Origin of the sequence: Streptomyces olindensis, from assembly GCF_040645895.1 — a bacterium.
GTDB lineage: Bacteria > Actinomycetota > Actinomycetes > Streptomycetales > Streptomycetaceae > Streptomyces > Streptomyces olindensis.
The window spans coordinates 1-19,299 of sequence record NZ_JBEYZD010000093.1 but is presented as its reverse complement, the minus strand read 5'-3'; the positions used below and the strand labels follow the sequence as shown (position 1 = coordinate 19,299).

The window sequence follows — 19,299 nt, the reverse complement described above, 5'->3', positions numbered from 1 at the left end:
ACGCTTTCACGAGGGTCCGTCATGCTCACTCCCAGCGGAAGAACTTCCCGGCGGCGGCGAGCCCGGCGACCGCCCAGACCGCGAGGATCCCCAGCTCGCCCCAGGGCATCCCGGCCCCGTGCTGGAGCACGTCCCGCAGCCCCTCGGACAGCGCCGAGATGGGCAGCAGGCCGAGCACGTCCTGCGCGCCGGGCGGGAACTTGTCGAGCGGGACGACGACCCCGCCGCCGACGAGCAGCAGCAGGAACACCAGGTTGGCGGCGGCGAGCGTCGCCTCGGCCTTCAGCGTGCCGGCCATCAGCAGCCCGAGGCCCGAGAAGGCCGCCGTGCCGAGGATCAGGAGCAGCAGGACGGCGAACGGATTGCCCTGCGGCGACCAGCCGAGCGCGAAGGCGATCACCGTCAGCAGGACCACCTGCAGCACCTCGGTGACCAGCACGGACAGTGTCTTCGCCGTCATCAGGCCCCAGCGCGGCAGCGGCGAGGCGGCGAGCCGCTTCAGGACGCCGTAGCGGCGCTCGAAGCCGGTCGCGATGGCCTGTCCGGTGAACGCGGTCGACATCACCGCGAGCGCGAGGATGCCGGGCGCGAGGAAGTCGACCGCCTCGCCGGTGCCCGTGTCGACGATGTCCACGGTGCTGAAGAGCACCAGGAGCAGCGTCGGGATGACGACGGTCAGCAGCAGTTGCTCGCCGTTGCGCAGCAGCATCTTCGTCTCGAGCGCGGCCTGGGCCGCGATCATGCGGGGGAGGGGCGCCGCGCCGGGCTTCGGCGTGTACATCCCGGTGGCGGTCACGAGCGCAGCTCCTTGCCGGTGAGTTCCAAGAACACGTCCTCCAGGGTGTGCCGCTCCACCGAGATCTTCTCGGGCATCACCCCGTGCTGGGCGCACCAGGAGGTGACCGTGGCGAGCAGTTGCGGGTCGACCTTGCCGGTGACCCGGTAGGAGCCCGGTGTCAGTTCGGCGGCGGAGCAGTCGGCGGGCAGGGCCTTCAGCAGGGAACCCACGTCCAGGCCGGGCCGGCCGGTGAAGCGGAGGGTGTTCTCGGCGCCGCCCCGGCACAGCTCCTCCGGGGAGCCCTGGGCGATGACCCGGCCCGCGTCGATGATCGCCACGTCGTCGGCGAGCTGCTCGGCCTCGTCCATGTAGTGCGTGGTGAGGATCACGGAGACGCCGTCGGCGCGCAGGTCCCGGACCAGGTCCCAGGTGGCGCGGCGGGCCTGCGGGTCGAGCCCGGCGGTCGGCTCGTCCAGGAAGACCAGCTCCGGGCGCCCGACCACGGCCATGGCGAGGGCGAGCCGCTGCTGCTGCCCGCCCGACAGCCGCCGGTACGTCGTACGGCCGCAGGAGCCGAGCCCGAGGCGCTCGATGAGGGCGTCCACGTCCAGGGGGTGGGCGTGCAGTCCGGCCACGTGGCGGAGCATCTCGTCGGCGCGGGAGCCCGAGTAGACGCCGCCGGACTGGAGCATCACGCCGATCCTTGGCCGCAGGTCCCCGGACTGCCGGACCGGGTCGAGGCCCAGGACGCGCACCGTGCCGGAGTCCGGCTTCCGGTACCCCTCGCAGGTCTCGACCGTGGTCGTCTTGCCCGCCCCGTTGGGACCGAGCACGGCGGTCACGCCCTGGCGGGCCACCAGGTCGAGCCCGTCCACCGCGGTCTTCGTGCCGTACCGCTTCACCAGGGCCTGGACCTGGACCACGGGCTCACTTCGCATGGTTCCAGAGTCTAGGTAGGTGTGCGGGGGCCGAGGCGGGCGGGTGCGGCTACTCCTCCTCGCGCGGCCGGTGCACGGCCAGCCACCGTTCGGCGTAGGCCACCGCGTCCGCCACCGGGAACAGCCGCGCCTCGGCAGCCCCGACCTTGCCACGGACCACGGGACGGTCCCGTTCGAAGTCGTAGCCCAGCTCGTCGAAGCGGTCCGAGCTGATCGACACCTCGATCACGGTCTCCCAGCCCTTCGGCCCGGGCCGGCCGACGGCGACGCGCGGGGAGGGTATCCGGTACTCGGCGAGGTGGAAGCTGGTGCAGGTGGCGTAGCCGGCGCCGAGCAGCAGCACCCGGGCGTCCATCGCCTCCAGTTTCGCCAGCGGGCTGCGCTCGCCGAGCCGGCAGTCGGTCGCGTGCCCCTCGGTCACCTCCGCCGCGCGGGGCCCGATCGCCGCGAACGACGTCTGCGGATGCGCGCTGCGCAGCGCACCGGGCCAGGTGCGCACCGTCTCCGGTACGACGCCGACCCCGCACGCGGGCGTGATCCGCGGGTCGTAGGCGGGCATCGTGGCGCGGATGGCCGTCCACCACTCGGGGGGCACGGGCGGATTGCTCCACAGGGCCGGGTCGGAGAGGCCGCCGGTCTGGGTGGGGACCACCAGGGTGCCCTCCGGGCCGAGCGCGTCGAGCAGCCCCCGCACCACGGTGACGGCGCCGCCGTTGACCCAGCCGAGGGAGCTGAGCGAGGAGTGCGCGAGGAGGGTCTCGCCGGGCCGCACGCCCAGCTCCCGCAGCTCTGCGCGCAAGGTGTCCAGGGTGACAAGAGGGCCGGTGGGAGGGGGTGTGGGCATGGTTCGGGAGTGTCCCGGAAGTGGCTGTGGCATGCCACCGGTTTGATCGATCAGAGATCATTTCCGCAGGTCAGATTAGGTATACCTAAGTGACGCAGGGCACCGTCGGGCGGACCGGACGCGGCTTGCCCGTCCCCGAAGAATTACGCAACAATGGCGTTGTGAAAAACGTCGGCGAGGCTCGGGAGACCCCCACGGGGGCCCCGCAGGAGGAGCTCGCGACCGGGGAGCGGTCCACCCGCAACCGGGTCGCGCGATCCATCCTGGACCACGGCCCCTCGACCGTCGCGGAGCTCGCCGAGCGGCTGGGCCTCACCCAGGCGGCCGTGCGCCGGCACCTCGACGCCCTCACGGGCGACGGTGTCGTGGAGGCCCGCGAGCAGCGGGTCTACGGCGCGCGGACCCGCGGCCGGCCCGCCAAGGTGTTCGCCCTGACGGACTGCGGCCGGGACGCCTTCGACCAGTCCTACGACAAGCTCGCGGCGGACGCCCTGCGCTGGATCGCCGAGCGCGAGGGCGGCAGCGAGGCGATCGCCGCCTTCGCCCGCGCCCGGATCGCCGCGCAGGCGAGCGCGTACCGCGAGGCCGTCCAGGCCGCGGCGCCCGAGCAGCGGACCGAAGCGCTGGCCAAGGCCCTCAGCGCGGACGGGTACGCTGCTACGGCGCGCAGCGCGCCCCACCCCCAGAAGGGTGAACAGCTCTGCCAGCACCACTGCCCGGTCGCCCACGTCGCCGAGCAGTTCCCCCAGCTGTGCGAGGCGGAGACGGAATTTTTCGCCGAGCTGCTCGGTACGCACGTACAGCGGCTCGCCACCATCGCGCACGGCGACGGCGTCTGCACGACGTTCATCCCCAAGATTTCCCACAACGCATCTGCAAGCACGGCCGGGAGGAACCCCGCATGACTCTCCCCACGGAGACTGCCCACCCTGAGCTCGAGGGCCTGGGCAAGTACGAATACGGCTGGGCCGACTCCGACACGGCCGGCGCCTCTGCCAAGCGCGGCATCAACGAGGACGTCGTCCGCGACATCTCGGACAAGAAGAGCGAGCCGGAGTGGATGACCAAGCTCCGCCTCAAGGGCCTGCGCCTGTTCGAGAAGAAGCCCATGCCGAACTGGGGCTCGGACCTGTCGGGCATCGACTTCGACAACATCAAGTACTTCGTGCGCTCCACGGAGAAGCAGGCGGAGTCCTGGGAGGACCTGCCCGAGGACATCAAGAACACGTACGACAAGCTCGGCATCCCCGAGGCGGAGAAGCAGCGCCTCGTCGCCGGCGTCGCCGCGCAGTACGAGTCGGAGGTCGTCTACCACCAGATCCGCGAGGACCTGGAGGAGCAGGGCGTCATCTTCCTCGACACCGACACCGCGCTGAAGGAGCACCCGGAGCTCTTCAAGGAGTACTTCGGCACGGTCATCCCCGCCGGCGACAACAAGTTCGCCGCGCTGAACACCGCCGTGTGGTCCGGCGGCTCCTTCATCTACGTGCCGAAGGGCGTGCACGTGGAGATCCCGCTCCAGGCCTACTTCCGCATCAACACGGAGAACATGGGCCAGTTCGAGCGGACCCTGATCATCGTCGACGAGGGTGCCTACGTGCACTACGTCGAGGGCTGCACCGCCCCGATCTACAAGTCGGACTCGCTGCACTCCGCGGTCGTCGAGATCATCGTCAAGAAGAACGCCCGCTGCCGCTACACGACCATCCAGAACTGGTCGAACAACGTCTACAACCTGGTCACCAAGCGCGCCGTCGCCTACGAGGGCGCGACCATGGAGTGGATCGACGGCAACATCGGCTCCAAGGTGACGATGAAGTACCCGGCTGTCTACCTGATGGGCGAGCACGCCAAGGGCGAGACCCTGTCCATCGCCTTCGCGGGCGAGGGCCAGCACCAGGACGCGGGCGCCAAGATGGTCCACATGGCCCCGAACACCTCGTCGAACATCGTCTCCAAGTCGGTGGCGCGCGGCGGTGGCCGCACCTCCTACCGCGGCCTGATCGAGATCGGCGAGGGCGCCCCGGGCTCCAAGTCGAACGTGCTCTGCGACGCGCTGCTGGTGGACACCATCTCCCGCTCGGACACCTACCCCTACGTGGACGTCCGCGAGGACGACGTGTCCATGGGCCACGAGGCGACCGTCTCCAAGGTCTCCGAGGACCAGCTCTTCTACCTGATGAGCCGCGGCCTGAGCGAGGACGAGGCCATGGCGATGATCGTGCGCGGCTTCGTCGAGCCCATCGCCAAGGAGCTCCCCATGGAGTACGCGCTGGAGCTCAACCGGCTGATCGAGCTGCAGATGGAAGGCGCGGTCGGCTGACCCGCCCCCTCGACAGCAGACGTCCCATTCAGGAAAGCGAGCACTACGACAGCCATGGCTGAGGCCCAGAACATCCCCGTGGGATCCACCACCGCGGGCTCGATCGCGGTCGCCGCGGAGTCGACCGTCGCCACGCGCATGAGCGCGCCCCCCTCCTTCGACGTGGCGGACTTCCCCGTCCCGCACGGCCGTGAGGAGGAGTGGCGGTTCACCCCGCTGGAGCGCCTGCGCGGCCTGCACGACGGCACCGCCGTCGCCAACGGAAACGGCGTGAAGGTCGACGTCCAGGCCCCCGAGGGCGTCACCGTCGAGGCCGTCGGCCGCGACGACGCGCGGCTCGGCAAGGCCGGCACCCCGGTGGACCGGATCGCCGCCCAGGCCTACTCGGCCTTCGAGAAGGCCTCGGTCGTGACCGTCCCCAAGGAGACCGTCCTCACCGAGCCCATCCGCATCGCGGTGCACGGCGAGGGCGGCACCGCCTTCGGCCACCAGGTGATCGAGCTGGGCGCCTTCGCCGAGGCCGTCGTGGTCATCGACCACACCGGCGACGCGGTGCTCGCCGCCAACGTCGACTACCTGCTCGGCGACGGCGCCAAGCTCACCGTCGTCTCCGTCCAGGACTGGGACGAGAAGGCCGTCCACGTCGCGCAGCACAACGCGCTCGTCGGCCGCGACGCCTCCTTCAAGTCCGTCGTCGTCACCTTCGGCGGCGACGTCGTCCGGCTGCACCCCCGCGTGCAGTACGCCGGCCCCGGCGGCGAGGCCGAGCTGTTCGGCCTCTACTTCACCGACCAGGGCCAGCACCAGGAGCACCGCCTCCTGGTCGACCACAACGTCCCGCACTGCAAGTCGAACGTCGTCTACAAGGGCGCGCTCCAGGGCGACGACGCGCACGCGGTGTGGATCGGCGACGTGCTCATCGAGGCCAAGGCCGAAGGCACGGACACCTACGAGATGAACCGCAACCTGGTCCTCACGGACGGGGCGCGCGTGGACTCCGTGCCGAACCTCGAGATCGAGACCGGCGAGATCGTCGGCGCCGGCCACGCCTCGGCGACCGGCCGCTTCGACGACGAGCAGCTCTTCTACCTCATGGCCCGCGGCATCCCGGAGCACGAAGCCCGCCGCCTGGTGGTCCGCGGCTTCTTCGCCGAGCTGGTCCAGCAGATCGGCCTGCCGGACATCGAGGAGCGCCTCATCGCCAAGATCGAGGAGGAGCTGGAGGCGGCGGTCGCATGACCTTCGTACGCGCCTGCGGACTGGGCGAGCTGGAGGACGACACCCCGAAGCGGGTGGAACTCGACGGCACGCCCGTGTCCATCGTGCAGACCGAGGGCGAGGTGTTCGCGATCCACGACATCTGCTCGCACGCGAACGTCTCCCTGTCGGAGGGCGAGGTCGACGACTGCCACATCGAGTGCTGGCTGCACGGCTCGCGCTTCGACCTCCGATCCGGCAAGCCCGACGCCCTTCCGGCGACGCGCCCCGTCCCCGTATACCCCGTAAAGATCGAAGGGGACGACGTGCTCGTCTCCCTCACCCAGGAGTCCTGAGGCACCCATGGCAACGCTTGAAATCCGAGACCTGCACGTCACCGTCGAGGCCGACAACGCCACGAAGGAGATCCTCAAGGGCGTCGACCTCACCGTGAAGCAGGGCGAGACGCACGCCATCATGGGCCCCAACGGCTCCGGCAAGTCGACCCTCGCCTACTCCCTCGCGGGTCACCCCAAGTACACGATCACCGGCGGCACCGTCACCCTCGACGGCGAGGACGTCCTGGAGATGTCCGTCGACGAGCGCGCCCGCGCCGGCCTGTTCCTCGCCATGCAGTACCCGGTCGAGGTCCCGGGCGTGTCGGTGAGCAACTTCCTGCGCACCTCCGCCACCGCCATCCGCGGCGAGGCCCCCAAGCTGCGCACCTGGGTGAAGGAGGTCAAGGAGGCCATGGAGCGCCTCAACATCGACCCGTCCTTCGCCGAGCGCAACGTCAACGAGGGCTTCTCCGGCGGTGAGAAGAAGCGCCACGAGATCCTCCAGCTGGAGCTGCTCAAGCCGAAGGTCGCGGTCCTCGACGAGACCGACTCCGGCCTCGACGTCGACGCGCTGCGCGTCGTGTCGGAGGGCGTGAACCGCGTCCGCGAGACGGGCGAGGTCGGCACCCTGCTGATCACGCACTACACGCGCATCCTCCGCTACATCAAGCCCGACCACGTGCACGTCTTCTCCGGCGGCCGGATCGTCGAGTCCGGCGGCGCCGAGCTCGCCGACAAGCTGGAGGAAGAGGGCTACGAGGCATACACGAAGGGTGGCGCATCCGCGTGACACAGCTGCCGGGCCTCCTCGACACAGAGGCGCTCCGCAAGGACTTCCCCATCCTGGACCGCCAGGTCCACGACGGTAAGAAGCTCGTGTACCTGGACAACGCGGCGACCAGCCAGAAACCGCGTCAGGTACTGGACGCCCTCAGCGAGTACTACGAGCGCTACAACGCCAACGTCCACCGTGGCGTGCACGTCCTCGCCGAGGAGGCCACGGCGCTGTACGAGGGCGCGCGCGACAAGGTCGCGGACTTCATCAACGCGCCCTCGCGCGACGAGGTGATCTTCACCAAGAACGCCTCCGAGTCGCTCAACCTCGTGGCGAACATGCTGGGCTGGGCCGACGAGCCCTACCGCGTGGACTCCGAGACCGAGATCGTCATCACGGAGATGGAGCACCACTCCAACATCGTGCCGTGGCAGCTGCTCGCGCAGCGCACGGGCGCGAAGCTGAAGTGGTTCGGCCTCACCGACGACGGCCGCCTGGACCTGTCGAACATCGACGAGGTCATCACCGAGAAGACGAAGATCGTCTCCTTCGTGCTGGTCTCCAACATCCTCGGCACCCAGAACCCGGTCGAGGCGATCGTGCGCCGCGCCCAGGAGGTCGGCGCGCTGGTCTGCGTCGACGCCTCCCAGGCCGCCCCGCACATGCCGCTGGACGTGCAGGCCCTCCAGGCCGACTTCGTGGCCTTCACCGGCCACAAGATGTGCGGCCCGACCGGCATCGGCGTCCTCTGGGGCCGCCAGGAGCTGCTGGAAGACCTGCCTCCGTTCCTCGGCGGCGGCGAGATGATCGAGACCGTGTCGATGCACTCGTCGACGTACGCGCCCGCCCCGCACAAGTTCGAGGCGGGCACCCCCCCGATCGCCCAGGCGGTCGGTCTCGGCGCTGCGATCGACTACCTCAACTCGATCGGCATGGACAAGATCCTCGCCCACGAGCACGCGCTCACCGAGTACGCGGTCAAGCGGCTGCTGGAGGTCCCCGACCTGCGCATCATCGGCCCGACCACGGCCGAGGAGCGCGGCGCGGCGATCTCCTTCACCCTCGGGGACATCCACCCGCACGACGTGGGCCAGGTCCTCGACGAGCAGGGCATCGCCGTCCGGGTCGGCCACCACTGCGCCCGGCCGGTCTGCCTGCGGTACGGAATTCCTGCGACCACGCGAGCGTCGTTCTATCTGTACTCCACGCCGGCCGAGATCGACGCGCTGGTCGACGGCCTGGAGCACGTTCGGAACTTCTTCGGCTGAAGGGCGTGAGCTGAGACCGTGAAGCTGGACTCCATGTACCAGGAAGTCATCCTGGACCACTACAAGAACCCGCACGGGCGTGGTCTTCGGGATGGCGACGCCGAGGTGCACCACGTCAACCCGACGTGCGGTGACGAGATCACGCTGCGCGTGAAGTACGACGGCACGAGGGTCGAGGACGTCTCGTACGAGGGCCAGGGCTGCTCGATCAGCCAGGCGAGCGCGTCCGTACTGAACGACCTCCTCGTCGGCAAGGACCTCGCGGACGCGCGGAAGATCCAGGAGACCTTCCTGGAGCTGATGCAGTCCAAGGGGAAGATCGAGCCCGACGACGCGATGGAGGACATCCTGGAGGACGCGGTCGCGTTCGCCGGGGTGTCCAAGTACCCGGCCCGGGTGAAGTGCGCCCTGCTGAGCTGGATGGCCTGGAAGGACGCGACGGCCCAGGTGCTGGGCGGAGCCGACGCCGAGAAGGAGACGACGGCATGAGCGAGACCGTGGAGATGAAGCCGGCCTCGGAGGAAGAACTCCGGGAGGCCCTGATGGACGTCGTCGACCCCGAACTGGGCATCGACGTCGTCAACCTGGGCCTGATCTACGGCATCCACGTCGACGACGCGAACATCGCGACCGTCGACATGACCCTGACGTCGGCGGCCTGCCCGCTGACGGACGTCATCGAGGACCAGGCCAAGTCCGCCACGGACGGCCTGGTGAACGAGCTGCGCATCAACTGGGTCTGGATGCCGCCGTGGGGCCCGGACAAGATCACGGACGACGGGCGGGAGCAGCTTCGGGCGCTCGGGTTCAACGTCTGAGATCCACCGACTGACGTGAGGGCGGCACCTTCCGGGGTGCCGCCCTCACGCATGTCCGGGCCGGTCCGGGCCGACAGGCTCAGGCCAGCCCGCCCACCAGCTGGAACGCCGAGTCCGCGCGGTACAGGGCGCTGTGTTCGTACGGTTCGAGGCGGAGCTGGAAGTTGCGGTGGCGCAGGAAGCGGCCCTGGTAGTTCACCGACTCCAGCATGACCGCGCCGGGGTGCGAGGCGGGGCGGGGGCAGAAGGTGGCGTCCTTGCGGAACAGGGACGAGCCGTCGTTGCCCTCCTTGACCAGGACGAAGCTGCGGTGGCGTAGGTAGCGGCCGTCCGCTGTGGCGAAGGAGTAGCAGGAGGAGTCGGCGAGGCCGGCGACGCGCCGGAAGGTGGCGTCTTCCCGCTGCTCGGGACCGGAGCCGATCTGGTCCAGCCGCACATAGCCGTCGCGCACCCGCCAGTAGCGGTCGGGGTAGTTCACCGAGCGTATGGAGGTGCCGTCGGGGGCCGGCGGCTTCGCGGGCTTGGACGGTTTCCCGGACGCCGGTGGCTTGGGTGCCTTCTCCTGCGGCTTCGGGGTGGGGGCGGCGCTCGTGGACGCGCTCTCGGAGGGCGAGGGGGACGGGCGGCCGCGGTCGGCGTCCGGGGTGCCGGAGCCGCCCTTGGAGGGCGTCGCGAACGAGATCAGACCGCCCGGGGCCGAGCTGCTGAGGGTGGTCGGCTCCGCCGCCTGGGGGGCCGGCTCGCCGGATTCCCTCTCCATCACGGTGATGGCCGTGACGCACGCGCTGACCGTGGCCAGGGCGAGCGCCCCCGCCAGCCACAGCCGTCGCGTTCCCGGTGCCCGGGTGGTGTCCGGGGCCCAGCCGCTCTCCCAGGGGCGGTCCTGCGGCGGCCGGGACTTCTCTTCTGACATGCGCTGTTCCTCCGGCGGGGCACCCTTGACGGCGGCGCGGTTGTGGGGGCCCGGTGTGTGATCGGGTGGACACCGTAGTGGACGCGTGGGACTGGTGTGGCTCGTTTGGTGAGAGCGGTTTCTCTTCGATATCCGAACGCCGTTGCGTATGGGCGCACGGCGGATATGTACGGACGTACTGCGGGTGCAGGTATGGGCGTACTGGAGGTATGTACGGGCGTACAGATGGTGTGTACGCTCGTACACATGGGTTATCTGCTGCTGGCCGGCGCCATCGCCGCCGAAGTGGGCGCTACCACCGCCATGAAGTACAGCGAAGGGTTCAGCAGGCTCGGGCCCTCGCTGCTCACGCTCCTCGGCTACCTGCTCTCCTTCGGGCTGCTCGCGCAGACGCTGAAGACCGTCTCCGTCGGCACGGCCTACGCCATCTGGGCCGGGGTCGGCACGGCCGCCATCGCCACGATCGGCATCGTCTTCCTGGGGGAGGGGATGACCGTCGCCAAGGCCGCCGGGATCGCGCTGATCATCGTCGGTGTCGTGGTGCTCAACCTGGGAGGTGCCCACTGATGCCCCGGCGCCACGACCCCGAGCGACGGCAGCGGATCATCGACGCGGCGATCCGGGTCGTCGGCTCGAAGGGCATCGCGGGGCTGAGCCACCGCACCGCAGCCGCCGAGGCCGACGTGCCGCTCGGCTCCACGACGTACCACTTCAAGACCCTCGACGAACTGCTGGTCGCGGCACTGCGGCAGACCAACGAGGGCTTCGCCAAGGTGATCGCCTCCTGCGGCGGCCTGGACGACCCCCGGACCGACCTGGCCGCCGAACTCGCCGGGTGGATCGGGCAGTGGCTCTCCGGCGACCGCACGGGGGTGGAGCTGGAGTACGAGCTGTACCTGGCCGCCCTGCGCAGGCCCGCCCTGCGGCCCGTGGCCGCCGAGTGGGCCGAGGACGTCGCCGAGCAGCTCTCCCGGCGGACGGATCCCGTCACCGCGCGGGCGCTGGTGGCGGTGGTCGACGGGATCTGCCTGCAGGTGCTGCTGACCGGGGTGCCGTATGACGAGGCGTATGCGCGGGAGGTGTTGGGGCGGGTGTTGGCGGGGGCCGGCGGGGGGCGGGGGTGATGCCGGTGGGGGTGTCGGTGGGGGTGTCGGTGAGCGGGGTGCCTCCGGGCGGGGTGGCTTCCGGGCGGGTGGCCCCTGGGGGCCGGGGAGGGGGCGGCCGCGGGGTGGCCCCTGGGGGCCTGGGCGGGGTGGCCGCGGGTGGAGGGTGCGCGGCTGAGGTGTCCGGTGTCCGCGGGTGTCGTGACGTCGGTGTCCGTGCTGTTGGAGGCCTGTTGAGGGGCGTTTCGCGGAGGTGGATACCGCCCGTCCCGTGAGACGCCTCCGCACCGGTTCGCATCGACCGCCGTCCGCCGGTTAGGTTGCCCTCATGACCGACACGACTGCTCCTCGCACCACCGGCGCCGTGGCCGCCGGCCTCGCCACGATCGCCGCCGACGGCACCGTCCTCGACACCTGGTTCCCCGCGCCCGAGCTCGTCGCGGAGCCCGGCCCGTCCGGCACCGAGCGGCTGTCCGCCGAGCGTGCCGCGGAGCTGCTCGGCGGTGGTGCGACCGCGGCGATCGGCCCGGACGCCCGCCGGGGCGTCGAGGTGGTCGCGGTCCGCACGGTCATCGCCTCGCTCGACGAGAAGCCCATCGACGCGCACGACACGTACCTGCGTCTGCACCTGCTCTCCCACCGCCTGGTCAAGCCGCACGGCCAGAGCCTGGACGGCATCTTCGGCTTCCTCGCCAACGTCGCCTGGACCTCGCTCGGCCCGGTCGCCGTCGACGACCTGGAGAAGGTGCGGCTGAACGCCCGTGCCGAGGGCCTGCACCTGCAGGTGACCTCCGTCGACAAGTTCCCGCGCATGACCGACTACGTGGCCCCCAAGGGCGTCCGGATCGCCGACGCCGACCGGGTCCGCCTGGGCGCGCACCTCGCCGAGGGCACCACCGTCATGCACGAGGGCTTCGTCAACTTCAACGCGGGCACGCTCGGCACGTCGATGGTCGAGGGCCGCATCTCCGCCGGTGTCGTCATCGGCGACGGCTCGGACATCGGCGGCGGCGCGTCCACGATGGGCACCCTCTCCGGCGGCGGCAACGTCATCATCTCCATCGGCGAGCGCTGCCTGATCGGCGCCGAGGCGGGCGTCGGCATCGCCCTCGGCGACGAGTGCGTCGTCGAGGCCGGCCTCTACGTCACCGCCGGCACCCGCGTCACCATGCCCGACGGCCAGATCGTCAAGGCCCGCGAGCTGTCCGGCGCCTCCAACATCCTCTTCCGCCGCAACTCGGTCACCGGCACGGTGGAGGCCCGGCCGAACAACGCGGTGTGGGGCGGGCTGAACGAGATCCTGCACAGCCACAACTGATCATCGGCGGCCGTGAACTGCGGCCGTCTTATCGATCAACGTCCTGACCTGCCGCTGAGCTGTCGGCAGTGGTCGGCGTTGGTCATCGCTGAGCGCCCTTCCACGGCCCGAGGACGGCCCGGGAGGGCGCTCGTGCGTGAGCACCGACCGGATCCTCAACGCAGCGTTCGCCGCCTCGTGCCGGTGGCTTCCAGGCCGGCTAGGGCGGTGCTGTCTGGCTCCACCCGGGGCAGCTCCCTCCGTTGCTCAGCCGCCCGCTCCCGTCTTCGTGAGGGGGCGTACCGCCGGTTCGAGCAGCGACAGCGTCCGCTGCTGTGCGTCGAGAGCGACGCGGATGCCGACCGGCATCGGCAGATTCGGGCCGGCGTGTCCGAACTCGACGTTGCCCAGGACCGGGATGTCACGGTCGCCGAGGACGTCGAGGACGATCTCGCGCAGGGTCGGGGACGCGTGGGGCGAGTCGAGTCCGTGGATCCCGTCCGGGATGCCCACGACCATGCCGGAGATCCGGTCGAGGATGCCGGCGTGCCGCAGTACCTGCAGATAGGTCCACACATGCGCTGCCAGGCCGCCCGCCTCCTCCCAGAACAGCACCGCGCCGTCGAACCGTTCGAGCGGCAGCGCGTAGGGCGTCGCCTGCGCCAGCACGATGCGGTTGATCACTCCGCCGATCAGGCGGCCTTCGGTGCGACCGGCGCGCCAGCATTCCCACGTCGGGGTGGCCGGCAGCGCGCCGATCGGCGCCGTACCGGTCAGCAGCGCCGAGTAGAGCTTCTCGAGTTCCGCTTGCCGTGCTGCGGGTGCGCGCTGCCAGTGCCCACCGAGCCCGGGGGTGGCCACGTCGGTATGGAAGCCGACCAGACCCGTGCGCGCGTAGAACACCAGATGCAACAGTGAGATGTCGCTGAAGCCGAGGATCGGCTTGGGGTCGGCAGTGACCGCCTCGAAGTCGATCAGGTCGAGGTAGCCGAACGCCGTCTGGCCGCCGTCATGCGCGATGATCGCGCGCACTTCGGGGTCCCGCAGAAGAGCGTTGAGCCCTTCGGCTATCTCCGCCGGCCGAGCCGCGCTCCACCAACGGTGCCGCCCTGCCTCGAGGAGCGGTGACCGACGCACACGGAATCCCATCCCCTCGAGCACGACCACCGCCTTCTCGAGGCCGGGCTCGTCAGTGGCATGGAGCGGCCCGGACAGCGATGCGACAACGACGAGATCTCCGGGCCTCAGGGCACGAGGCCGAAGCGGTTGAGGCGGTGCAGCAGGGGTCACCGAGGCAGTATCCCGACACCCTCAGTAACAGGCGACACATTTACCGGCGTCCATCCACGAAGCCCCGCCCTCGCCACGACCCGGGCTTTATGCTCCGCACGCCCGTACTGGTGACCGGGCGTGACCTCGTGGTGGGTTCGGCAGATGAACGGGTGGACGCAGTGTCCGATCATTCGCCGAAACGACGAAACGAGGACCGGGGCATGAGGAACGAGCGGGGGCGGGTCGTGGTGCGTCGGCTGGCGGGGACCGTCGCGGTGGTGGCGGTGTGCTGGCTGCCGGCGGGGGTCGCGCACGCCGACGAGAGCAATACCGGCTCCCACAACGGCCACCGGGTCGGTCTGGTCAACGTCAACGTCGGCCAGGTCGACGACCCGGCGGAGGACGTGCTGGAGCACACGCTGCTGTTCGGGGACGGGTACGCCTGGAACTGAACCTGGGACCGTAGCTCGGCGGACGGCCCGTGTCGCAGGTGGCTGCGACGCGGGCCGTTCCGTTTTTATGTCGGCGGGTGGCATAGCGGGAGGTGCCCGCGCGCGTCACAAGGGGTACGGGGAGCGGGCACAGGGTCCGCCCCGGGGGAGAGCGAAGGTGACGATGGATGCCGAAGCGCAGGAGAGCTTCCGGGAGTTCGTGGCGAACCGGTCGTCCGCGCTGCTGAAGACGGCGGTCCTGCTGAGCGGCGGCGACCGGCACGCGGGCGAGGACCTGCTGCAGAACGCGCTGATCAAGGCGGCGGGCCGCTGGCACCGCATCGACGAACCCGAGGCCTACGTCCGGCAGGTCCTCTACCGGCAGCAGGTCAGCCGCTGGCGGCTGAAGTGGCCGAGGCGCGAACTGAGCGTCGCCGAACCGCCGGAGACCGGCACCACCCCGGACACCTCCGGCGCGGCCGAACTGCGCCTGCTGATGCGCGGCGCGCTGGCCCGGCTGACCGCGCGGCAGCGCACCGTGCTGGTGCTGCGCTACTTCGAGGACCTGCCCGAGAGTGAAGTGGCCCGCATCCTGGGCTGTTCCGTCGGCACCGTACGGTCCGCCACCCATCGCTCCCTCGCCCGGCTGCGCGCCCTCGCGCCCGAGCTGGCCGCCCTCGGTCCGGCCGCCGCCGAGCAGCGGCCCTCCCGTGACTACTCGCCCGTGGAGGTGCGTCAGTGAACGTCGACGAACTCGTGCGTGACGCACTGCGCGACCAGGCCGACGGGCAGCAGCCCGCCCCGCCCGGATTCGCCGACCGCGTGCTGGCGGTCCGCCGGCGCCGCCGCAGCAGGCGGCTCGCGACCGTCGCCGCGGCGGCCGCCGCCGTGGTCGCCGTGGCCGTGGCCGTGCCGGTGCTGGACTCCGGCAAGGAGGACGTCCGTCCCTCGGGCGGAGTGGAGCAGACCGGCATCACCCCTCACCCGGACCAGTCGCCGCCGCGCGACATGATCGCGGCCGGACGGGTCGCGCTGGCCGCGTACTTCACCACGTCGACCGTCGAGCAGTCCGCCGACCGTGCCGTGTCGCAGCGCACGTACTGGCTGCTGAACCCGCGGACGAAGAAGTACGTGAAGGACGAGCGCTGGTCCTACGTCGCGGTCGCCCCGGGGATGACCACGGCCGCCGTCCTGGAGCGGGACCTGCCCGTGCCGCGCATCGGGCTGCTCGATCTGGCGAGCGGCCAGGTCAAGCGGTGGATCCCGGTCGACCGGCCGGTGGCCGGCGTGGAGTTCTCGTCCGACGGCAGGAAACTCGTCGCGACGACGTACAGCGAGAACCCCGACCGGCGGGTGAAGATCGAGGGCTCGGAGGGCTGGGACGCCCCGTTCGGGCAGTCGGACCGGACCGGGTTCCACGTCATCGACGTGGCCTCCGGGAGCAGCTCCTGGGCCGGCGTGGAGATCGGCGGCGGCGCGCACAACCCCGACGTGTTCATCAACTCCCGGCAGGACTTCGCCTTCACGCGCGACGGCCGGCTCGTCTGGTCCGGGATGCCCACCGAACCCGGCGAGAAGTTCTACGACTTCACCGGCAAGGAGGTCCCCGGGCCCGCGCCTGACCGGTACCTGGACTGGTCCGTGGAGGCGCGGGTGTCGCCGGACGGGCAGCTCGTCGCCGGTCCGTTCGCGGGGCAGAAGTGGAAGACCTCCTCCTTCGTCCTCGACGCGCGCACCGGCAAGCAGCGCGAGGTGCGCGGGCAGCAGCTGCTCGCCTGGGCGGACGGGAACTCGCTCGTCGCCTGGGACATCGGGCCGGACGGCAACGAGTTCCATCAGCGGCTGGTGCTGGTGACCATCGGCGGCGAGAAGACGATCCCGCTCAGTGATTTCCGGTCGCCCAAGGACAACACCAAGGGGCGGTGGGAGCCGGTGTTCGCGGAGCGGTGATCACGCGTGGAGTGGTTATCCCGCGTGGATTGGTGATCACGTGCTGAGTGGTGATCACGTGCTGAGTGGTGATCATGTGCTGATCAGGTCCCTGTGGAGTGCGAGCAGTCCGTCGACCGTCCCGGGGTCGGCGGGCCGCAGCGGCGCGCGGACCTGGCCCCCGGGCAGGTGCAGCGCGCCGAGGAGCGCCTTGGCGGTGACGGCGCCCGGCAGGCCCGCCGACATGATCGCCTCGATGAGGGGCGTGGCCTGCTGCTGGAGGCGGGCGGCCCGGGCGGTGTCGCCCGCGTCGAAGGCGTCCAGCACGGCTCGCAGGTGGTTCGGGATCACGTTCGCGACCGTGCTGACGTAACCCGTGCCGCCCACGGCGTACAGCGCGAGATTGTGCTCGTCGCAGCCCGCGTAGTACGCCAGGTCCGTGCGGGCCAGGACCTTCTGGGCGGCCAGGAAGTCGTAGGAGCAGTCCTTGACCGCGACGATCCCGGGGTGGTCGGCGAGGCGGAGGAGCGTCTCCGGTTCGACGCGGGTGCCGGTGCGGGCCGGGATGTCGTAGAGCATGAGCGGGAGTCCGGTGCTGTCGGCGATCTCCCGGAAGTGGGCCTCGATCGCGTCCTGCGGGGGCCTGCTGTAGTACGGCGTCACCACCAGCACGCCGTCCGCGCCCGCCTTTTCGGCCTCCCTGGCGAGTTCGGCGGTGTGGCGCGTGTCGGGAGTGCCGACGCCCGCGACGATCGAGGCCCGGTCGGCCACGGCCTCGCAAACCGCTGCGATCAGGGCCGACTTCTCGGCGTCCGTGGTGGTCGGGGACTCGCCCGTCGTGCCGGAGAGGACGAGGCCGTCGCAGCCGTTCTCGACCAGGTGGGCGGCGAGGCGCTGGGCGCCGTCCAGGTCCAGGGCGCCGGAGTCGGAGAACGGGGTGACCATGGCGCACAGCGCGCGACCGAAGCGGGGTGTCATGCGCTTAGTGTCGACCGCTTGACTGTGTAGTTCTACTTAATTTTTCTACGGGGTGGTTGTAAGGGATGCTTCAGGGTTTCTTCGGGGTCGGGCGTTCTTCCCCGTGGGGTTCTGATGAGTCACCATGGCCAGGACGGTCGCGGACGGAATGTCATGGGAGGCGTCATGAAGCTCGGCAAGGCACTGGCCATCGGAGTCGCGGAGGAGCAGCCGCAGGTCCGGGACGAGGAAGTCGAGCTCCCTGACCTCCCCGACCTCCAGGACGTCGAGGGCGTCGAGGGGATCGCGCCCGAAGAGGTTCCGGTCGGCCGATGAGGCTGCGGCTTCCGGCGGAGCGTCCGGCGGAGCCGCCGACCGGATTCAAGATTGCCCACCCGGTGCTGTCCCAGGACGGCACCCGGGCCGGGTTCACCGGTGTGTCGCTGGGCGGCGCGCTGCCGTACGGCGTCGTGGCCGACGCGTCCTGTGTGTACGGGCTGCGGCACCGGCCCCCGCACCGCCGCTGCGACTGCGGCTTCCACTGCGTGCACGACCGGGCCGCGGCGGAGGCGCTGCTGTGCGCGGACGACCATCGCACCGCCGTACTGCTGGAGGTCTCCGTCCTCGGGGCCTACATCCGTTTCGAGCGCGGGTTCCGGTATGCGCGGCAGCGGGTGCGGGTCGTGACGGTGGGGCCCTGCGCCTGTGGCGCCCGGGCCAGTGCGCTGGTCGACGCCGGGTGGGGGCGCGTCGGGTGGCGGGCGCTCGCGCCTTGCTGCGGGGGGTGTCTGCGGGGGCGGGCCTCCCTGTCGCCGGCCGGGTTCGCGCGGCTGGCGGGGGACGGGGTGCGGGTGCGGGCTGTGGGCGGTGGTGGTACGGGGTCGGTGGGGTCGGGCGGCGTGACGGCGGTGGGGGTGCCGGAACTCGTTGCCGAGGCGGCGTTGTTGCAGGCGCGGCTCGACTGGTTCCAGGCGCAGCTGGCGCGGCTTCGGGAGCGGGGGAGTGGGAGTGGGGGTGTCTCCCAGGGGTAGCGGGGCGAGCCGGGTCTGCGGCGCGGCTGGGGCGAGCCGTGGGCAGTCGGGTCGAGCCGCGCGGTGGGGCTCGGCCGCAGGGGTAGTCGGGGGGTGGCCGGGTACTCGGGGGTTCCTACTTCGAGAGGAGGCGGAACACCGTGACCGGGACCATGGATCATCGGGCCGTGCGCGACGAGCACCACTCCGTGGGTGAGCTCGTCGGACAGGCCGCCGAGCAGCTCTCTCGGCTCGTGCGGCAGGAAGTGGCTCTCGCCAAGGAAGAGCTGGCCGAGAAGGGGCGGCGGGCGGGGCGTGGCGGTGGGCTGCTCGGTGCGGCGGGCGCTGTCGCGTACGCCGGGCTGCTCGCGCTGGCCGGTACGGGTGTCGCCGCTCTCTCGCTGGTACTGCCCGTGTGGGCCGCGGCGCTGATCGTGACGGGTGTGCTGTTCGTGATCGCGGCGGTGCTGGCCGCGGTGGGGCGGGGGCAGCTGCGGCGGGCCGCGCCGCCTACGCCCGAGCAGGCGATCGGCAGCGTGAAGGCGGACGTCGAGGAGATCAGGGAAAGGGCGCATCGATGACGGAGCCGACGGGTGGGGCGAAGGGGCCCGATGAGCTGCGGCGTCAGATCGAGCGGACGCGTGGTGAACTCGGGAACACGGTGGAGGAGTTGGCCGGGAAGGCCGATGTGAAGGGGCGTGCGCGGGCGCGGGCCGCCGACCTTCGGGACAAGGCCGGGGCGATGACGGTGCAGTTGCGCAGCAGTGCGGCGCAGGCGGGGCACTCCGTGCAGGATCGTGCCGCGCATGTGGGGCCGCGGCCGGTGCGGACTGTGGTGCAGGCCGGGATGCGGCATCCGAAGCCGGTGCTGGTGGCTGGTGCGGCGGGGGCCGTGGTGGCCGTCGGGGTCGTGCGGTGGAGGCATGCGCACGGGCATCGGTGAGGGGGTGTGCCTGCGGCGGCCTGTGCGGCTGCGTGGGGGTGCGCGTAGCGCGTGACGCCGGGTGGTGGGCCGGGGCCGCGCCGGGGGGTGTCCGTCCTCGGAACGGCGCGATCGACTTGCGTGCCGACTGACTGTTCGTTGACGCGCCAACCGCTGCGGGCGGAC

At 70.9% G+C, this 19,299-nt stretch carries 24 protein-coding genes; 18 read left to right on the top strand and 6 right to left on the bottom strand.

Annotated elements, in window-relative coordinates; translation table 11 throughout:
* Positions 1 to 25: 25 nt before the first annotated feature.
* Genes ABZ948_RS36710 through ABZ948_RS36700 form a run of 3 tightly spaced genes read right to left on the bottom strand, consistent with a single transcriptional unit; the run spans position 26 to position 2,560 of the window.
* On the bottom strand, positions 26 to 796 hold the full coding sequence (locus ABZ948_RS36710; RefSeq protein WP_359767113.1) for an ABC transporter permease: 771 nt from the start codon (positions 794 to 796) through the stop codon (positions 26 to 28).
* Positions 793 to 1,716, bottom strand: a complete 924-nt coding sequence (locus ABZ948_RS36705) for an ABC transporter ATP-binding protein (protein ID WP_359767111.1) — start codon at positions 1,714 to 1,716, stop codon at positions 793 to 795. Before ABZ948_RS36705 ends, ABZ948_RS36710 begins: the two co-directional genes overlap by 4 nt.
* Before the next feature lie 49 nt (positions 1,717 to 1,765).
* Positions 1,766 to 2,560 carry an AAC(3) family N-acetyltransferase gene (locus tag ABZ948_RS36700; protein WP_359767109.1) on the bottom strand — a complete coding sequence of 265 codons (795 nt, stop codon included), beginning with the start codon at positions 2,558 to 2,560 and terminating at the stop codon, positions 1,766 to 1,768.
* A gap of 161 nt (positions 2,561 to 2,721) precedes the next feature.
* On the opposite strand from ABZ948_RS36700, the gene ABZ948_RS36695 reads away from it, so the two are divergent.
* Genes ABZ948_RS36695 through ABZ948_RS36660 form a run of 8 tightly spaced genes read left to right on the top strand, consistent with a single transcriptional unit; the run spans position 2,722 to position 9,279 of the window.
* Positions 2,722 to 3,465: a helix-turn-helix transcriptional regulator gene (locus ABZ948_RS36695; RefSeq protein WP_359767107.1), complete on the top strand. Its 744-nt coding sequence runs from the start codon at positions 2,722 to 2,724 to the stop codon at positions 3,463 to 3,465.
* On the top strand, positions 3,462 to 4,883 hold the full coding sequence (gene sufB / locus ABZ948_RS36690; protein WP_234850421.1) for a Fe-S cluster assembly protein SufB: 1,422 nt from the start codon (positions 3,462 to 3,464) through the stop codon (positions 4,881 to 4,883). The genes ABZ948_RS36695 and sufB overlap by 4 nt, the downstream gene beginning before the upstream one ends.
* A 54-nt stretch (positions 4,884 to 4,937) precedes the next feature.
* Entirely contained in the window at positions 4,938 to 6,122 is a 1,185-nt protein-coding gene (sufD, locus tag ABZ948_RS36685; RefSeq protein WP_359767104.1) for a Fe-S cluster assembly protein SufD, read from the top strand.
* Positions 6,119 to 6,436: a non-heme iron oxygenase ferredoxin subunit gene (locus ABZ948_RS36680; protein WP_031117374.1), complete on the top strand. Its 318-nt coding sequence runs from the start codon at positions 6,119 to 6,121 to the stop codon at positions 6,434 to 6,436. The genes sufD and ABZ948_RS36680 overlap by 4 nt, the downstream gene beginning before the upstream one ends.
* 7 nt (positions 6,437 to 6,443) lie before the next feature.
* Positions 6,444 to 7,208, top strand: a complete 765-nt coding sequence (sufC, locus tag ABZ948_RS36675) for a Fe-S cluster assembly ATPase SufC (protein WP_031117373.1) — start codon at positions 6,444 to 6,446, stop codon at positions 7,206 to 7,208.
* Positions 7,205 to 8,461 carry a cysteine desulfurase gene (locus tag ABZ948_RS36670; RefSeq protein ID WP_359767102.1) on the top strand — a complete coding sequence of 419 codons (1,257 nt, stop codon included), beginning with the start codon at positions 7,205 to 7,207 and terminating at the stop codon, positions 8,459 to 8,461. Before sufC ends, ABZ948_RS36670 begins: the two co-directional genes overlap by 4 nt.
* 18 nt (positions 8,462 to 8,479) lie before the next feature.
* A complete protein-coding gene (gene sufU, locus ABZ948_RS36665; protein WP_359767100.1) occupies positions 8,480 to 8,950 on the top strand; it encodes a Fe-S cluster assembly sulfur transfer protein SufU in 471 nt (156 codons plus the stop codon).
* Entirely contained in the window at positions 8,947 to 9,279 is a 333-nt protein-coding gene (locus ABZ948_RS36660) for a metal-sulfur cluster assembly factor (RefSeq protein ID WP_009187969.1), read from the top strand. Before sufU ends, ABZ948_RS36660 begins: the two co-directional genes overlap by 4 nt.
* 79 nt (positions 9,280 to 9,358) lie before the next feature.
* On the opposite strand, the gene ABZ948_RS36655 is transcribed toward ABZ948_RS36660, so the two are convergent.
* On the bottom strand, positions 9,359 to 10,192 hold the full coding sequence (locus ABZ948_RS36655) for an AbfB domain-containing protein (protein WP_359767097.1): 834 nt from the start codon (positions 10,190 to 10,192) through the stop codon (positions 9,359 to 9,361).
* 246 nt (positions 10,193 to 10,438) lie between these two features.
* On the opposite strand from ABZ948_RS36655, the gene ABZ948_RS36650 reads away from it, so the two are divergent.
* The 3 genes from ABZ948_RS36650 to dapD all read left to right on the top strand — a co-directional run bounded on the left by ABZ948_RS36650 (position 10,439) and on the right by dapD (position 12,613).
* The gene (locus ABZ948_RS36650; protein WP_359767095.1) at positions 10,439 to 10,759 is read left to right on the top strand and encodes a DMT family transporter; all 321 of its coding nucleotides are present in this window, start codon (positions 10,439 to 10,441) and stop codon (positions 10,757 to 10,759) included.
* Positions 10,759 to 11,316, top strand: coding sequence for a TetR/AcrR family transcriptional regulator (locus ABZ948_RS36645; protein ID WP_359767093.1), 558 nt, complete (start codon positions 10,759 to 10,761; stop codon positions 11,314 to 11,316). Before ABZ948_RS36650 ends, ABZ948_RS36645 begins: the two co-directional genes overlap by 1 nt.
* A gap of 307 nt (positions 11,317 to 11,623) precedes the next feature.
* On the top strand, positions 11,624 to 12,613 hold the full coding sequence (gene dapD, locus ABZ948_RS36640) for a 2,3,4,5-tetrahydropyridine-2,6-dicarboxylate N-succinyltransferase (protein ID WP_031117366.1): 990 nt from the start codon (positions 11,624 to 11,626) through the stop codon (positions 12,611 to 12,613).
* A gap of 246 nt (positions 12,614 to 12,859) precedes the next feature.
* Here dapD and ABZ948_RS36635 read toward each other — a convergent pair whose 3' ends face one another.
* Positions 12,860 to 13,882, bottom strand: coding sequence for a S66 peptidase family protein (locus tag ABZ948_RS36635; RefSeq protein ID WP_359767091.1), 1,023 nt, complete (start codon positions 13,880 to 13,882; stop codon positions 12,860 to 12,862).
* Positions 13,883 to 14,085: 203 nt separating this feature from the next.
* Here ABZ948_RS36635 and ABZ948_RS36630 point away from each other — a divergent pair, with 203 nt between their 5' ends.
* From ABZ948_RS36630 to ABZ948_RS36620, 3 genes are all read left to right on the top strand, one after another.
* A complete protein-coding gene (locus ABZ948_RS36630) occupies positions 14,086 to 14,316 on the top strand; it encodes a hypothetical protein (RefSeq protein WP_359767089.1) in 231 nt (76 codons plus the stop codon).
* Between the two features lie 163 nt (positions 14,317 to 14,479).
* Positions 14,480 to 15,037 (top strand): SigE family RNA polymerase sigma factor, encoded by a 558-nt coding sequence (locus tag ABZ948_RS36625; protein WP_359767087.1) that lies wholly within the window; start codon positions 14,480 to 14,482, stop codon positions 15,035 to 15,037.
* Positions 15,034 to 16,245: a WD40 repeat domain-containing protein gene (locus tag ABZ948_RS36620; RefSeq protein WP_359767085.1), complete on the top strand. Its 1,212-nt coding sequence runs from the start codon at positions 15,034 to 15,036 to the stop codon at positions 16,243 to 16,245. The genes ABZ948_RS36625 and ABZ948_RS36620 overlap by 4 nt, the downstream gene beginning before the upstream one ends.
* A gap of 72 nt (positions 16,246 to 16,317) precedes the next feature.
* Here ABZ948_RS36620 and dapA read toward each other — a convergent pair whose 3' ends face one another.
* Positions 16,318 to 17,202 carry a 4-hydroxy-tetrahydrodipicolinate synthase gene (dapA, locus tag ABZ948_RS36615; RefSeq protein ID WP_359767083.1) on the bottom strand — a complete coding sequence of 295 codons (885 nt, stop codon included), beginning with the start codon at positions 17,200 to 17,202 and terminating at the stop codon, positions 16,318 to 16,320.
* A 165-nt stretch (positions 17,203 to 17,367) separates the two neighbouring features.
* Between dapA and ABZ948_RS36610 the strand changes: the two genes are divergently transcribed.
* The 4 genes from ABZ948_RS36610 to ABZ948_RS36595 all read left to right on the top strand — a co-directional run bounded on the left by ABZ948_RS36610 (position 17,368) and on the right by ABZ948_RS36595 (position 19,134).
* The gene (locus ABZ948_RS36610) at positions 17,368 to 17,517 is read left to right on the top strand and encodes a hypothetical protein (protein WP_359767082.1); all 150 of its coding nucleotides are present in this window, start codon (positions 17,368 to 17,370) and stop codon (positions 17,515 to 17,517) included.
* Entirely contained in the window at positions 17,514 to 18,212 is a 699-nt protein-coding gene (locus ABZ948_RS36605; RefSeq protein ID WP_359767080.1) for a hypothetical protein, read from the top strand. Before ABZ948_RS36610 ends, ABZ948_RS36605 begins: the two co-directional genes overlap by 4 nt.
* 140 nt (positions 18,213 to 18,352) lie before the next feature.
* Complete coding sequence (locus ABZ948_RS36600) at positions 18,353 to 18,772, top strand: phage holin family protein (RefSeq protein ID WP_359767078.1); 420 nt, start codon at positions 18,353 to 18,355, stop codon at positions 18,770 to 18,772.
* Positions 18,769 to 19,134: a DUF3618 domain-containing protein gene (locus tag ABZ948_RS36595; protein ID WP_031117359.1), complete on the top strand. Its 366-nt coding sequence runs from the start codon at positions 18,769 to 18,771 to the stop codon at positions 19,132 to 19,134. Before ABZ948_RS36600 ends, ABZ948_RS36595 begins: the two co-directional genes overlap by 4 nt.
* The last annotated feature ends 165 nt before the right edge of the window (positions 19,135 to 19,299 follow it).